At 49.4% G+C, this 13312-nt stretch carries 13 protein-coding genes and 1 riboswitch; of the genes, 9 read left to right on the top strand and 4 right to left on the bottom strand.

Annotated features, from left to right (window positions below; translation table 11 throughout):
• Window positions 1-364: 364 nt before the first annotated feature.
• From BN1247_RS08430 to BN1247_RS08420, 3 genes are all read left to right on the top strand, one after another.
• Complete coding sequence (locus BN1247_RS08430) at window positions 365-1714, top strand: ISLre2 family transposase (protein ID WP_187119684.1); 1350 nt, start codon at window positions 365-367, stop codon at window positions 1712-1714.
• A 169-nt stretch (window positions 1715-1883) separates the two neighbouring features.
• A complete protein-coding gene (locus BN1247_RS08425) occupies window positions 1884-2720 on the top strand; it encodes a LysR family transcriptional regulator substrate-binding protein (RefSeq protein ID WP_054949984.1) in 837 nt (278 codons plus the stop codon).
• A gap of 167 nt (window positions 2721-2887) precedes the next feature.
• Entirely contained in the window at window positions 2888-3628 is a 741-nt protein-coding gene (locus tag BN1247_RS08420; protein WP_187119753.1) for an SDR family NAD(P)-dependent oxidoreductase, read from the top strand.
• Between the two features lie 378 nt (window positions 3629-4006).
• On the opposite strand, the gene BN1247_RS08415 is transcribed toward BN1247_RS08420, so the two are convergent.
• Window positions 4007-4198 carry a hypothetical protein gene (locus tag BN1247_RS08415; RefSeq protein ID WP_054949982.1) on the bottom strand — a complete coding sequence of 64 codons (192 nt, stop codon included), beginning with the start codon at window positions 4196-4198 and terminating at the stop codon, window positions 4007-4009.
• A gap of 110 nt (window positions 4199-4308) precedes the next feature.
• Here BN1247_RS08415 and BN1247_RS08410 point away from each other — a divergent pair, with 110 nt between their 5' ends.
• From BN1247_RS08410 to tenA, 3 genes are all read left to right on the top strand, one after another.
• Window positions 4309-4893 carry a GNAT family N-acetyltransferase gene (locus BN1247_RS08410; protein ID WP_054949981.1) on the top strand — a complete coding sequence of 195 codons (585 nt, stop codon included), beginning with the start codon at window positions 4309-4311 and terminating at the stop codon, window positions 4891-4893.
• Between the two features lie 200 nt (window positions 4894-5093).
• Window positions 5094-6443, top strand: a complete 1350-nt coding sequence (locus tag BN1247_RS08405) for an ISLre2 family transposase (protein WP_187119684.1) — start codon at window positions 5094-5096, stop codon at window positions 6441-6443.
• Window positions 6444-6619: 176 nt separating this feature from the next.
• Window positions 6620-6726, top strand: a riboswitch (TPP riboswitch).
• 140 nt (window positions 6727-6866) lie between these two features.
• Window positions 6867-7544: a thiaminase II gene (tenA, locus tag BN1247_RS08400; RefSeq protein WP_054949980.1), complete on the top strand. Its 678-nt coding sequence runs from the start codon at window positions 6867-6869 to the stop codon at window positions 7542-7544.
• A 113-nt stretch (window positions 7545-7657) separates the two neighbouring features.
• Here tenA and BN1247_RS18395 read toward each other — a convergent pair whose 3' ends face one another.
• From BN1247_RS18395 to typA, 3 genes are all read right to left on the bottom strand, one after another.
• Window positions 7658-7780 carry a hypothetical protein gene (locus BN1247_RS18395; protein WP_261796033.1) on the bottom strand — a complete coding sequence of 41 codons (123 nt, stop codon included), beginning with the start codon at window positions 7778-7780 and terminating at the stop codon, window positions 7658-7660.
• Between the two features lie 5 nt (window positions 7781-7785).
• Window positions 7786-8157 (bottom strand): iron chaperone, encoded by a 372-nt coding sequence (locus BN1247_RS08395; protein WP_054951575.1) that lies wholly within the window; start codon window positions 8155-8157, stop codon window positions 7786-7788.
• A 180-nt stretch (window positions 8158-8337) separates the two neighbouring features.
• Window positions 8338-10179: a translational GTPase TypA gene (gene typA, locus BN1247_RS08390; protein ID WP_054949979.1), complete on the bottom strand. Its 1842-nt coding sequence runs from the start codon at window positions 10177-10179 to the stop codon at window positions 8338-8340.
• Between the two features lie 410 nt (window positions 10180-10589).
• Between typA and spoIIGA the strand changes: the two genes are divergently transcribed.
• The 3 genes from spoIIGA to sigG all read left to right on the top strand — a co-directional run bounded on the left by spoIIGA (window position 10590) and on the right by sigG (window position 13233).
• Complete coding sequence (gene spoIIGA / locus BN1247_RS08385; RefSeq protein ID WP_054949978.1) at window positions 10590-11498, top strand: sigma-E processing peptidase SpoIIGA; 909 nt, start codon at window positions 10590-10592, stop codon at window positions 11496-11498.
• Between the two features lie 125 nt (window positions 11499-11623).
• Window positions 11624-12346: an RNA polymerase sporulation sigma factor SigE gene (gene sigE, locus BN1247_RS08380; RefSeq protein ID WP_054949977.1), complete on the top strand. Its 723-nt coding sequence runs from the start codon at window positions 11624-11626 to the stop codon at window positions 12344-12346.
• A 104-nt stretch (window positions 12347-12450) separates the two neighbouring features.
• The gene (gene sigG, locus BN1247_RS08375) at window positions 12451-13233 is read left to right on the top strand and encodes an RNA polymerase sporulation sigma factor SigG (RefSeq protein WP_054949976.1); all 783 of its coding nucleotides are present in this window, start codon (window positions 12451-12453) and stop codon (window positions 13231-13233) included.
• Window positions 13234-13312 lie beyond the last annotated feature (79 nt).

Raw genomic sequence — 13312 nt, 5'->3', positions numbered from 1 at the left:
TGCCGTCAGGCATCGGGAAAAACGAAAGGCATCGGACAAACGAAATCCTTAATGTCGTTCACTCAATGCCGTAAAAAAGGCTGTCGTTTACTCAATGCCGTAAAAAAGGCAAGCGCTCAAATGATACGTCATGCCGCGTTTGACGGCGGTTGGACAAGCTTAACTGGAGAAGAATGTGTGAGACGGTGATTTGCCAGACTTCACAGTATGTGTAACATTTCTCTCGAAGGGTTTTAGCAGGAATTTGGAGGGAGAATATAGAAAAGGAAGACCTAAATAGTACTCCTAACCACCACGAAAGGAGAGGTCTTCCTTGAAAACCATTATACCAGAAATCGCTACTATCTTGGAACAGTCTACAGATATGTTGTCGTTTTGGGAAAGCTTACGTATTCGCCTGATGGAAGTGATGGCTGATCTGTTCGGAGAATTTTTGGAGCAGCTCGATCAGATGATGACGACGCATTACAAGGAAAAATACGGTTGGAAAAGTGAGCGATTGGACAGCCGGGAGTTCACCAGTTTTTTTGGGACAGTGTCCTATAAACGCCACTTGATGTACGACCGAAACGGAAACGCACATTACCCTGTCGATGAGGCAATCGGTTTAAAACGCCGTAAAAGATACAGCCCAGACCTTATGATGCTCGGAGCAGAGTTAGCTGCAGCGCCGGGAATGACCTACCGCCTCGCCTCAGAGGTCACGCAAAAACTTGCCGGTATAACGATCAGCCATACGACGTTTCAGCGCTTAGTAAAAGAAGCAGGTGAAGCTCAAGCTGTCATGGATGCTGAAAAAAGGGATCGAATTTTTGAGGATACGGTAATTCCTAACTCTCCGTCCGTTAAGCACTTATATTGCGAAGCAGATGGCTTATACGTCAAAGGGAGAGGCAAAGGAATAGAGATCAAAAATATGCTTGCCTATACCGGGTGGGAGCAAAACGGACAGCGTGTCTCGTTAACAGATCGTCACGTCTTTTCTACCGTTGAATCGGTGGATGACTTTTGGGAAATAGGTTATGCAGCGATTCGACATCGTTGGGATCTCTCACATACACATGTGGCGACTAATGCGGATGCGGCTTCATGGATCTCTGAGGAACGCGTTCAAAATACCTTTTCTGAAGCGACATCGGTTGTCCGCCAATTGGATCCTTTTCACGTAAAGAGGAGTATTCGTCGCGGGTTGAGCCGCCAGCCAAGGCTCATTCCTCAAATTGAAAAGGCAATATCCGAAAAAAATAAGGATAGGTTTAAAGCGGTGATTGATACGGCACAGGGAAATGCAGAGACGGAGCGAGAGGAAAAGCGTATCGAGAACATGCAGAAGTATCTTGAAGGGCACTGGGAGATCCTCTGCGACTGGCGTGAGGTTAGTCCAGACGTGCCAAAAAATGCTCGTAGGATGGGATGCATGGAATCGAACCAGAGACGTCTGGCATACCGCATGAAACGTCGTGGCATGTACTGGAGTGAAGAAGGGGCTCAAGCCATCGCCAAAGTACAACAAGGCGTTACCAATGGGACGTTGAGACAGGCATTATTAACTGTCTGGCCCAACCGCCAAGTGACACAAAAACTAAAACGCCATGCGAGGCGAATAGGTAAGTCGGATCACATTGGGGTTCAAGTTGGCAGGATCCAAGTAGGTGCCGCATCAGCTTCAAGTGCTATTGGGTATTTGGATAAGGTGGTTAATCGCCGTCCTTGAAGAGTTAACTCCTCAAGGGCGGACAACAAGTGAACGTTAGGGAATGACATATTTAGGTCTTTAAATCCTTGATCCTGTAAGGTCGTCGAGTAAAGCTTGACACATACAACTCGGGGTTCGCTTATTTTATCGTCGGCGTGGTCCGGTTGTATCGACGCATGAAGGGAAAATGTTTATTGAAAAGGCAGTGCCGATCGTCAAGGCTCACGACGACTTGTTACGCGAAATGCGTGACGGGAGCGAAGAGATGGGCGCGGAATTGGCGATCGGTGTCCCACCTGTGACAGGTGGCCACGTCCTCCCTCCGACTATCCAAGCTTTTTCCGAAAAATACCCGCAAGTAAGTGTGCAGCTTATCGAGGAGTCACCAGCAGCGATAGAAAAAATTACGGAAAGGGGGCTCGTCGATTTTTCTATTTTACCCTTGCCGCTAGAAAGTAGCCGATTAGATACGCGTCCGATGTTGACGGAACCGTTGTTACTGGCGCTTCCGCGGATGGAGAGACATTGGATGTCGGAAGACGTGCGGCGCATCGTTAAGGGTGCTGACGTCGGTCAGGCGATTAACGACATTGGCGTGAGCGGCGTGGAGGATGCGAGCAACAACCGCGGGAATCGGGTGGGTACTGGGGTAAGTGCAGTAACAACAGGTCACGGGCGGGTGCTGCCGATGGCGTCGGTTGCCGGCGCGCCGTTCATTTTGCTCAAGCAAGGGTTTGGCTTTCGGCGCGTGGTGCTCGACTTATGTGCGGAAAGCGGTTATCAGCCACATGTCGCTTTTGTGACGAGCAATATTCAGACGGCGCAGTCACTTGTTGCTGCGGGACTAGGGGTAACGTTAGTTCCCCGGATGGTTGTGCGGCACGATTCGACGCATAGTCCGCTGTACGTATCGTTGGACACGCACCCGACTCGTACATTAGTGTTTGCCTACTCAGAGGGGAGTTGCTTAAGTTTAGCCGCACGTAAGTTTATGGATGTGTCTGACAAAGTTGGGTGCTTGTAACAATTGGCTCGTGAGTGCGCTTGTATGTGCAGTATAATGAAGGTGTGGTTCGACGAAAACGAGCCAATAGTTGAAAAGCGGGCTAAGACATCAGGTGATGGAACATTAGGACACTCTCCCGTAAAGACATCCATGTACAACGACAAAATCAACAGGAGTGAGCAATGTTGAAACTTTCTGGTAAAGTTGCGGTCGTGACAGGTGGGGCAAGTGGCTTAGGTTTAGCGACGGTGAAGGCGTTTCTCGAAGAAGGCGCAAACGTCGTGATCGGCGATTACAGCGAGGCTGGAGAGGAAGTAGCGCGCAAGTTAGGCGGCGAAGATCGCGTGCGCTTTTTCCATTGCGATGTTTCTAAAGAAGAGAATATAAAAGCGCTCTTTACACGAACGAAGGAGTGGTTCGGCCCGGTCGATGTCGTGTTTGCCAATGCCGGTATTACCGACGGCATACCCGCGCACGAGCTGACGCTTTCACAGTGGCAACGTGCGATCGACGTCAACCTTTCCGGTGTCTTTTTGACGGACAAGTATGCGATTGAACAAATGCTCGCGGCGGGAAAAGGCGGTTCGATCATTAACTGCGCCTCCATTCTCGGTCACGTAGGACAAGACGGTGTCACGTCGTATTCTGCGTCAAAAGCTGGTGTCGTCAACTTGACGCGCACACTCGGGATTACTTATGCGAAACAAGGCATTCGCGTCAACGCGGTGTGCCCCGGCTATGTCGATACACCGCTCCTCGACATTCTCGATGACGAGAAGAAGCAACAACTCGTGGCGCTCCATCCGATTGGCCGTTTTGGACGCGAGGAGGAAATTGCGAAGCCGGTCGTTTTCTTAGCGAGCGACGACGCCTCGTTCGTCGTCGGTGCGAGTTTGCTCGTAGACGGCGGCTACACGGCGCAATAGGTACAATGGAACGCGAATGGAACAGGAAGGGGACAGCGAGAGAGCCGTCCCCTTACGGTGGGAACAGTGACATGATGCGACTCGTTGGATGCGCCTGAAAGATGCAAAGTGGTTAACGGTTTTGCTCCGTTTCGTAAGAGTGGGGCTTTACGACGAAGCTTGTACCTCCTACGAACACTGTAGGGATCATAGCTGAAATGCCTCGCGATCCCCAATCTGCGCGTAATAGTTTGCAAGAAGTCCTTCTTTTTATCGAACAACCTACTCTTTTCGGCTAACCTCTTTCCCTTTTTGCAAATCAACTGCGTTTCATCAGACCCTTTATATTGTAACAACGTAGCGCCCGGTCGTATTGCTTATCGCGGTAACACGACTCTCCTATATTAAGATAAAGCACACTTCCGACCCAAGGATCGGGATAGTACTTACGCGATAGACCGATTGCTTTTCAAACACGTCGATCGCTTGCTCGTATAAATGCTGTTCCGCAGTGATCAGTCCCTCCATGTTGTGTGCTAAAATGAGCACTTTGAAGTCATAGATCCGTTCACATGCGCGTTGCGCGCCCACCTAATCGTCGTCTTCATGTTAGAGGGACTGCGGTGGAAAACTCTTGCAGAAAGTACAGATAGCAGCTATAGTAGTAAAAATGTTATCTGACGAAGAAGGAGAGAGAGACAATGCCAAGAGTGTACGGCGAACGAATTATGCTGCGAGAGTACCAGAAAGAAGACCTCACCAAGATGCGCAAGTGGGTAAACGATCCGGTGATTACAGACAACCTGTCGGACAATTTCTTGTATCCGCACACGGTGAACGATACCGAAGCTTATTTAAATGCGATCTTGGAAGGGAAGACGCAACAAAAAGGTTTTGTGATTGCACACAAAGAAAGCGGCACGTATATCGGGCAAATTGATTTATATTCCATCGATTGGAAAAACCGCGTGGCTATGCTTGGCATCGTCATCGGAAATCCTGAAGAGCACGGCAAGGGCTACGGGAGTGAAGCGATTCTACTATTGCAACAGTTTGTGTTTGAACGGATGAATTTAAATAAACTCGAGCTCGACGTGTACGACTATAATACGAGCGCGTACAAGTGTTACGTGAAGTGCGGTTTTAAGGAAGAGGGGAGAAAGCGGCAGCGGTATTACCATAAGGGGCGCTATCGCGATACGATTTTAATGGGTATTTTGCGCAGTGAGTACGAACAACGCAAAAGGGAAGGATTAGTTGGAACGTTTTCTACTTGTGATTCGTAGCAAATGGAACGGCGTTGGTTGATGCAAGAAGGATGGATAAAGTATGTGTAACATTTCTCTCGAAGGGTTTTAGCAGGAATTTGGAGGGAGAATATAGAAAAGGAAGACCTAAATAGTACTCCTAACCACCACGAAAGGAGAGGTCTTCCTTGAAAACCATTATACCAGAAATCGCTACTATCTTGGAACAGTCTACAGATATGTTGTCGTTTTGGGAAAGCTTACGTATTCGCCTGATGGAAGTGATGGCTGATCTGTTCGGAGAATTTTTGGAGCAGCTCGATCAGATGATGACGACGCATTACAAGGAAAAATACGGTTGGAAAAGTGAGCGATTGGACAGCCGGGAGTTCACCAGTTTTTTTGGGACAGTGTCCTATAAACGCCACTTGATGTACGACCGAAACGGAAACGCACATTACCCTGTCGATGAGGCAATCGGTTTAAAACGCCGTAAAAGATACAGCCCAGACCTTATGATGCTCGGAGCAGAGTTAGCTGCAGCGCCGGGAATGACCTACCGCCTCGCCTCAGAGGTCACGCAAAAACTTGCCGGTATAACGATCAGCCATACGACGTTTCAGCGCTTAGTAAAAGAAGCAGGTGAAGCTCAAGCTGTCATGGATGCTGAAAAAAGGGATCGAATTTTTGAGGATACGGTAATTCCTAACTCTCCGTCCGTTAAGCACTTATATTGCGAAGCAGATGGCTTATACGTCAAAGGGAGAGGCAAAGGAATAGAGATCAAAAATATGCTTGCCTATACCGGGTGGGAGCAAAACGGACAGCGTGTCTCGTTAACAGATCGTCACGTCTTTTCTACCGTTGAATCGGTGGATGACTTTTGGGAAATAGGTTATGCAGCGATTCGACATCGTTGGGATCTCTCACATACACATGTGGCGACTAATGCGGATGCGGCTTCATGGATCTCTGAGGAACGCGTTCAAAATACCTTTTCTGAAGCGACATCGGTTGTCCGCCAATTGGATCCTTTTCACGTAAAGAGGAGTATTCGTCGCGGGTTGAGCCGCCAGCCAAGGCTCATTCCTCAAATTGAAAAGGCAATATCCGAAAAAAATAAGGATAGGTTTAAAGCGGTGATTGATACGGCACAGGGAAATGCAGAGACGGAGCGAGAGGAAAAGCGTATCGAGAACATGCAGAAGTATCTTGAAGGGCACTGGGAGATCCTCTGCGACTGGCGTGAGGTTAGTCCAGACGTGCCAAAAAATGCTCGTAGGATGGGATGCATGGAATCGAACCAGAGACGTCTGGCATACCGCATGAAACGTCGTGGCATGTACTGGAGTGAAGAAGGGGCTCAAGCCATCGCCAAAGTACAACAAGGCGTTACCAATGGGACGTTGAGACAGGCATTATTAACTGTCTGGCCCAACCGCCAAGTGACACAAAAACTAAAACGCCATGCGAGGCGAATAGGTAAGTCGGATCACATTGGGGTTCAAGTTGGCAGGATCCAAGTAGGTGCCGCATCAGCTTCAAGTGCTATTGGGTATTTGGATAAGGTGGTTAATCGCCGTCCTTGAAGAGTTAACTCCTCAAGGGCGGACAACAAGTGAACGTTAGGGAATGACATATTTAGGTCTTTAAATCCTTGATCCTGTAAGGTCGTCGAGTAAAGCTTGACACATACATGGATAAAGAACTATTTGCTATTAATTTTTCGTTGTGTTAATATGGATGTGTATGCGACAATTGCATATTTTTCCGCTAGGGGGGCCTTGAAAAGGCTGAGATTAAAGTGCGACTTTAAGACCCTTGGAACCTGATCTGGACAATACCAGCGGAGGGAAGTGGAGCCATCGTTCGTTCGACTGTTTCGACGAATAAATATGCGGTTCGACGAAACACACCCACTTTCTATTTGATAGAAAGTGTTTTTATTTTAAGAGCGGACGTGCCCTTTCCTTCTCTTGGGAAACCCATTCATTAAAGAGGAGGATTTTTTTATGCGTTTTTCAGAGGTTGTGCGTGAAGCAGCGAAGCCGAGTTGGGAGAAAGGTTTGCGTCATCCGTTTGTGATGGGGATTGTCAATGGGAATTTGCCCCTTGACACGTTTAAGTTTTACATTTTGCAGGACATTTACTACTTAAAGCATTTCGGAAAAGTCCATGCGATGGCAGCGGTGCAAGCGGACGATTTTCGCATCACTGCTTTTCTAGCCGAGAAGGCAAAAACGACGGCCGAAGCAGAACTGACGGTGCATAAGCAGCATGCGGAAGCGTTAGGCATTACAGATGAAGAAATGGCGCAGTTTAAACCAGCCCCTACGGCTTACGCGTACACGTCCCACATGTACCGGGCGGCACTTTCGGGTAGGCTCAGTGAAACGATTGCGGCCTTGCTCCCGTGTTATTGGTTGTACGGGGAGATTGGCGAGATCAATAAGGAGGCGCAGCCGCAAGAGCCGTTGTACGCAAACTGGATTCGTACATATGCGAGCGACTGGTTTCAACAGGGGGTGCAGGAGTTTGTCGACTTGTTCGATCGGTTGGCAGAAGGGGCCAGCGTTGCGGAAAAAGCGCGAATGCAAGAGCAGTTTGTCATTGCCACTGAGTGGGAGTTAGCGTTTTGGGAGATGGCCTATACAAAAGAAAAGTGGCCGTCGGAAGCGCTGCTCGTGTAGTTAGTTTGTTAACACAACGTGCGCACGTTGTTCTTACGAACGGCGCACGTTGTCTTATTCTATACAACGGACAACGCTAAGCGTGTCTCATTATCTTCATTAAAGGTTCTTTCTTATTGCATGCCTTGCTGCTCGGCTGCGACGATCACTGATCGCTCATCTAAAAGTGCCTTTTTTCGCGTTTCGTACAAATATCGAATTTCCCGGTCGTCCCGCTTTATGGTTCTACTTTGCATGTGTTTTATTTTCGCCAAAAAGTTGCGCAGTCCGCCTTATCCAAGATATTAAACTCAATCATTTTCTCGAGTAATGAGAAATCAACCGGGCGATCCCACGGGAGACGTAACAGCATTTTGCTATGACTATAGCCGGCCTGCACAATTTCATCAGAAAAATGAATAATTCCTGCCCTTTCAGGGGCAACAGCCAAATGGTGTTTGGCTGTGCTAAAGCCGATTATAAATGTGCCGTGATCGGTAAACATGGGCTGATTCCACTTAATTGCTGGTATCAGATTTGGGAATTTATTACATACCCAACCCAAAACTTCTTCCGTTCGGGTCCGATGTTGCGGGTGATCAATACGTGCTAAGAATTCCGCAAAAACTTCCATGTTATTTAACCTCGCTTTACAAAGATTGGCTTGATACATTTTCAACCGCTCGTTTGCCATTTTGAAAGCCATCCATCGGTTAACCTCTCTAGCACACACACAATATATCAACAAATTCCTGCACACACTACTCCAATTATTCTTTCTTGAGCCGCATATTTTAGCCACACACTACTCCAATTATCCTTCTTTAGCCGTGTATTTCAGCTGCTTCGCGTAACGGGTGCGTTCCGATTTCGTCAAGTACTTTTTGCGCAGGCGAAACGACTGTGGAGTCACTTCACAGTACTCGTCGTCCGCTAAAAACTGGATCGCTTCCTCGAGGCTCAAATGCTTGACTCCTTTAAGTTTCACCGTCTCGTCTTTCGTTGCCGAGCGCATGTTTGTGACGTGTTTTTCTTTACACACGTTGACGGCCAAGTCGTTGTCGCGGGCGTGTTCGCCGACGATCATCCCTTCGTACACGTCGGTGCCGGGGTCGACGAACAGTATGCCGCGTTCTTCGGCAGCCATCAGGCCGTACGTCGTCGCTTTACCGTTTTCGTAGGCGATGAGTGCGCCCGATTTACGCGTCGTGAACGTCCCTTTGAGCTGCGGGCGGTAACTGTCGAAGGAGTGGTTCATCATCCCGTAACCGCGCGTTTCCGTCAAAAACTGTCCTTGGTACCCGATGAGACCGCGCGCCGGAACGGTAAACTCAAGGCGGACGCTGCCGCTCGACAAGTGTTCCATTTGCGTCATTTCTGCTTTGCGCGCGCCAAGCGACTCCATGACGGTCCCCATGTAGTCTTCGGGGACGTCGATCGTCACGTGTTCGAACGGCTCCATACGCACACCGTCAATCTCGCGCATAATGACTTGCGGTTTGGACACTTGGAATTCATACCCTTCGCGCCGCATCGTTTCGATCAAGATGGACAAGTGCAGTTCGCCGCGGCCGGAGACGACGAATGCCTCCGAACTGTCTGTTTCCTCGACGCGCAAACTGACGTCTTTTTGTTGTTCGGCGAAGAGGCGCTCACGTAGTTTGCGCGACGTGACGTGTGTGCCTTCGCGGCCGGCGAACGGCCCGTTGTTGACGAGGAACGTCATTTTTAACGTCGGTTCGTCGATCGCGAGTAACGGTAGTGCGTCCGACTGGTCCGGATCGGCGATCGTCTCGCCGACGTTTAGCTCTTCTAAACCGGCGACGGCGACGATATCGCCTGCTGTAGCTTTCGAGACGTCAACGCGTTTTAACCCGACGAAGCCGAATAATTTACTGATGCGCGTGCGCACCGACGTGCCATCGCGGTGGATGTGCACGACGTCGTCGTTGCGCTGCAGTGTCCCGCGTTCGATGCGGCCGATACCGATGCGCCCGAGGTAATCGTTGTAATCGAGCATCGTCAACTGCATTTGCAGCGGGCCGTCGGGATCGACGTCTGGCGCGGGGATGTGTGTTAAAATCGTTTCGAATAAGGCGTGCAAGTCGTTCGCCGGTAGTTCAGGATCGGTCGTCGCCCAGCCGTTCACCCCGGAAGCGTACAGTACCGGGAAATCGAGTTGTTCTTCACTCGCCTCGAGGTCGATGAACAAGTCGTAAATTTCATCGAGTACTTCCGCGGGGCGGGCGTTCGGACGATCCATTTTGTTCACGACGACGACAGGTGTCAATTGCCGTTCCAACGCTTTGCGCAGCACGAAGCGCGTTTGGGGCATACAGCCTTCGAACGCGTCGACGACGAGCAGTACGCCATCGACCATTTTTAAGATGCGTTCGACTTCGCCACCGAAGTCGGCGTGCCCGGGTGTATCCAAAATGTTAATCGTATAGTTCTTGTACGGTACGGCTGTATTTTTGGCTAAGATCGTAATGCCGCGTTCCCGCTCTAAGTCGTGCGAGTCCATCGCCCGTTCGGCGACGTGTTCATTTTCGCGAAACAGACCCGATTGAATGAGCAGTTGATCGACGAGTGTCGTTTTACCGTGATCGACGTGAGCGATAATGGCGATGTTGCGTAAAAAATCTTTGTTCGACATTGAAAAAACTCCCCATATTTAAATCATACGTCATGATAGATAACACGAACGTCGGGTCATCTCTTTTAATACTAGGTACTTCTTTAATACTAGGTATTTCGTTCTTAGGTACTTCGTTCTTAAGATGAACTAACAATACTTCATTATACACTAGATGATGTGGTGCAAAAAAGCCCCTCCGTACGTTTTCCAGCATTATTTTGCACTTCTCACTATATGTCTCGCTATACTTCCTGCTGTACCGCAAGTGCTGACTAGAGACAAATTCCTACAACAACGATGCAAAAATGCGACAGCGACGCGATCTTTTTTCGACAAAAATATCGGGAGGAAGGTGGCAAGTTTCTACACCTTTCGGAATACGATGTAATGTATACTATTCCTAACTTTCGCGTGGGGAGGAGTGGGACATGACGGTATATGCGGACATGGTCTTTCTCCTCAATTTTCTCGTGGATTTTTTATTGTTAAAGCTGACCGGTGCGATCCGTAAACAGCAGGTGGCCGGTTGGCGACTCGCGGTGGCAGCGCTTCTCGGAGCGTTGTATGCGGCGGCGATGCTAGCGCCTGTGCAGTCGTGGGTGTTTACGTGGTTGGCAAAGCTCATCCTGTCCACCCTCATGGTGTTGACGGCGTTCGGCTTTCGCAGTCGACACGCATTTTTACGCAATTGGGGGGTGTTTTATTTCGTGTCCTTCGTCGTGGGGGGAGGGATGTTTGCAGCGCACTTCGCCCTGCTCGATCACCAAGAAGTCGTGAACGGAGTCTTGGTGACGCAGGGCACCGGGATGGGGACGCCGATTTCGTGGCTGTTCGTCGCCATCGCTTTTCCCCTCGTCTGGTTGTATTCGCGGGCGACGTTTCGCTCACTGGCGAGAAGGCAGACGATGCACCACTATTTGGTACAAGTTGAAGTGTCGATTAGGGATCAATCGGTACAGGCGACTGGGTTGATCGACACGGGTAACCAATTGTACGACCCGCTTACGAAGGCGCCGGTCGTCATCGCGGAACAGAACCTGCTGCAGCCGCTATTGCCGGATAGCGTTAGGCGCGCTGTCCAGCAACAAGATGTTATGACAGGGTTGACGAATTTGCCGCCAGAATGGCTGACGCGGGTGAAGCTCATTCCGTACCGCGGCGTGACGCGCGGCACCGACTTTTTGCTGGCGATTAAACCGGATCAAGTCACGATTGCGGCGGGTGAACGAACGGTGACTGTCACGCGTATTTTGGTCGGCATCGACGACGGTGTGTTGTCGTCAGACGGTTCGTACCAGATGATTTTGCATCCGACGTTCCTCGAAGCGGTCGGTTAGCTTTGCGGCGGGCGGAGGAAATGGAGTTGTAGCGAGCTTAGCAGTAGATGTTCCAGAGAAGGATCCCCGCTCGTGATGTGGGCGTAATCTTATGAACGGCAATCATGTTTTTTGGAGGGAAAAAAGTGTTCGTTAAGTGGAAATGGTTTTTTTACTTGTGGTGGTACCGGTTTTTAATGGCGACGAAGCTTAAAGCGGAGGAAATTTATTATATCGGGGGCAGTGAGGCACTGCCGCCGCCGCTGACGCGTCAAGAAGAAGAACATTTGTTGCAAAAGTTGCCGCAAGGTGACCGAGCAGTGCGCGCGGTGCTCATTGAGCGCAACTTGCGCCTCGTCGTCTACATTGCGCGCAAGTTTGAAAATACGGGGATCAATATTGAAGATTTAGTGTCGATCGGGACGATTGGCCTCATTAAGGCAGTGAACACGTTCGATCCGGAGAAAAAGATTAAACTGGCGACGTACGCGTCCCGCTGCATTGAAAACGAAATCCTCATGTTTTTGCGCCGCAATAACAAAATTCGTTCCGAAGTGTCGTTTGACGAGCCGTTAAACATCGATTGGGACGGCAATGAACTGCTGCTATCTGACGTCCTTGGCACCGACGGGGATACGATTTATCGCAATATCGAGGACGAAGTGGACAAAAAAGTGTTGCGGCAGGCGCTGGAGACGTTAAATGAGCGCGAACGGACGATTATGCAGTTGCGATTCGGCCTCGGAGGGGGAGAAGAGATGACGCAAAAAGACGTCGCCGACCTCTTAGGTATCTCACAATCGTACATTTCGCGCTTAGAAAAGCGCATCCTAAAGCGGTTGCGCAAAGAGTTTAACAAAATGGTTTGATACATTTATATTTAGCTGCCGCGCAAATGATGCGACTTATATTTTTTTCTCCCTCGGAGATACTTAACTACAGCAAGTAAAGCTCCTTTTAGGAGGGAGAATTCGTGGCACGAAACAAAGTTCAAATATGCGGAGTCGATACGTCGAAGCTCCCAGTGCTAAAAAACGAAGAGATGAGGGAGTTGTTCCGTAAATTACAAGCAGGGGAGTTGTGGGCGCGAGAAAAATTAGTCAACGGCAACTTACGCCTCGTATTAAGTGTCATTCAGCGGTTTAACAACCGCGGCGAGTTTGTCGACGACTTGTTTCAAGTCGGTTGTATCGGGTTGATGAAGGCAATCGACAACTTCGACCTCGGACAAAATGTCAAGTTTTCGACATATGCGGTACCGATGATCATCGGGGAGATTCGCCGTTACTTGCGAGATAACAATCCGATCCGCGTCTCGCGTTCGCTCCGCGACATTGCCTACAAGGCGCTACAAATGCGCGATGCATTAACGAATGCTAATTCCAGGGAACCGTCTGTCAGTGAAATCGCCGAACAATTGAACGTGCCGAAGGAAGATATCGTCTTCGCGCTGGATGCGATTCAAGATCCGGTGTCCTTGTTCGAGCCGATTTACCACGATGGCGGAGATCCGATCTACGTCATGGACCAAATTAGTGACGAACGGATTAAAGACATTCAGTGGGTCGAAGAGATTGCCCTCAGGGAGGCGATGCAAAAGTTAAACGACCGAGAAAAACTGATCTTATCTATGCGCTTTTTTGATGGCAAAACGCAAATGGAGGTGGCAGACGAGATCGGCATTTCGCAGGCGCAAGTGTCTCGCTTAGAAAAGGCAGCCATTCAGCAGATGCAGAAAAACATTAGTATTGTGTAGGTGGCTCCGATGTTGCTCTAGTAGTCCGGCCCGACTTGGCTGGAAACACGTATACATACCAATTAAACTGTTTAAACCG

This window comes from Numidum massiliense (assembly GCF_001375555.1).
GTDB lineage: Bacteria > Bacillota > Bacilli > Thermoactinomycetales > Novibacillaceae > Numidum > Numidum massiliense.
The sequence above is the reverse complement of the archived record's forward strand: the minus strand, read 5'-3'. Positions and strand labels throughout refer to the sequence as shown.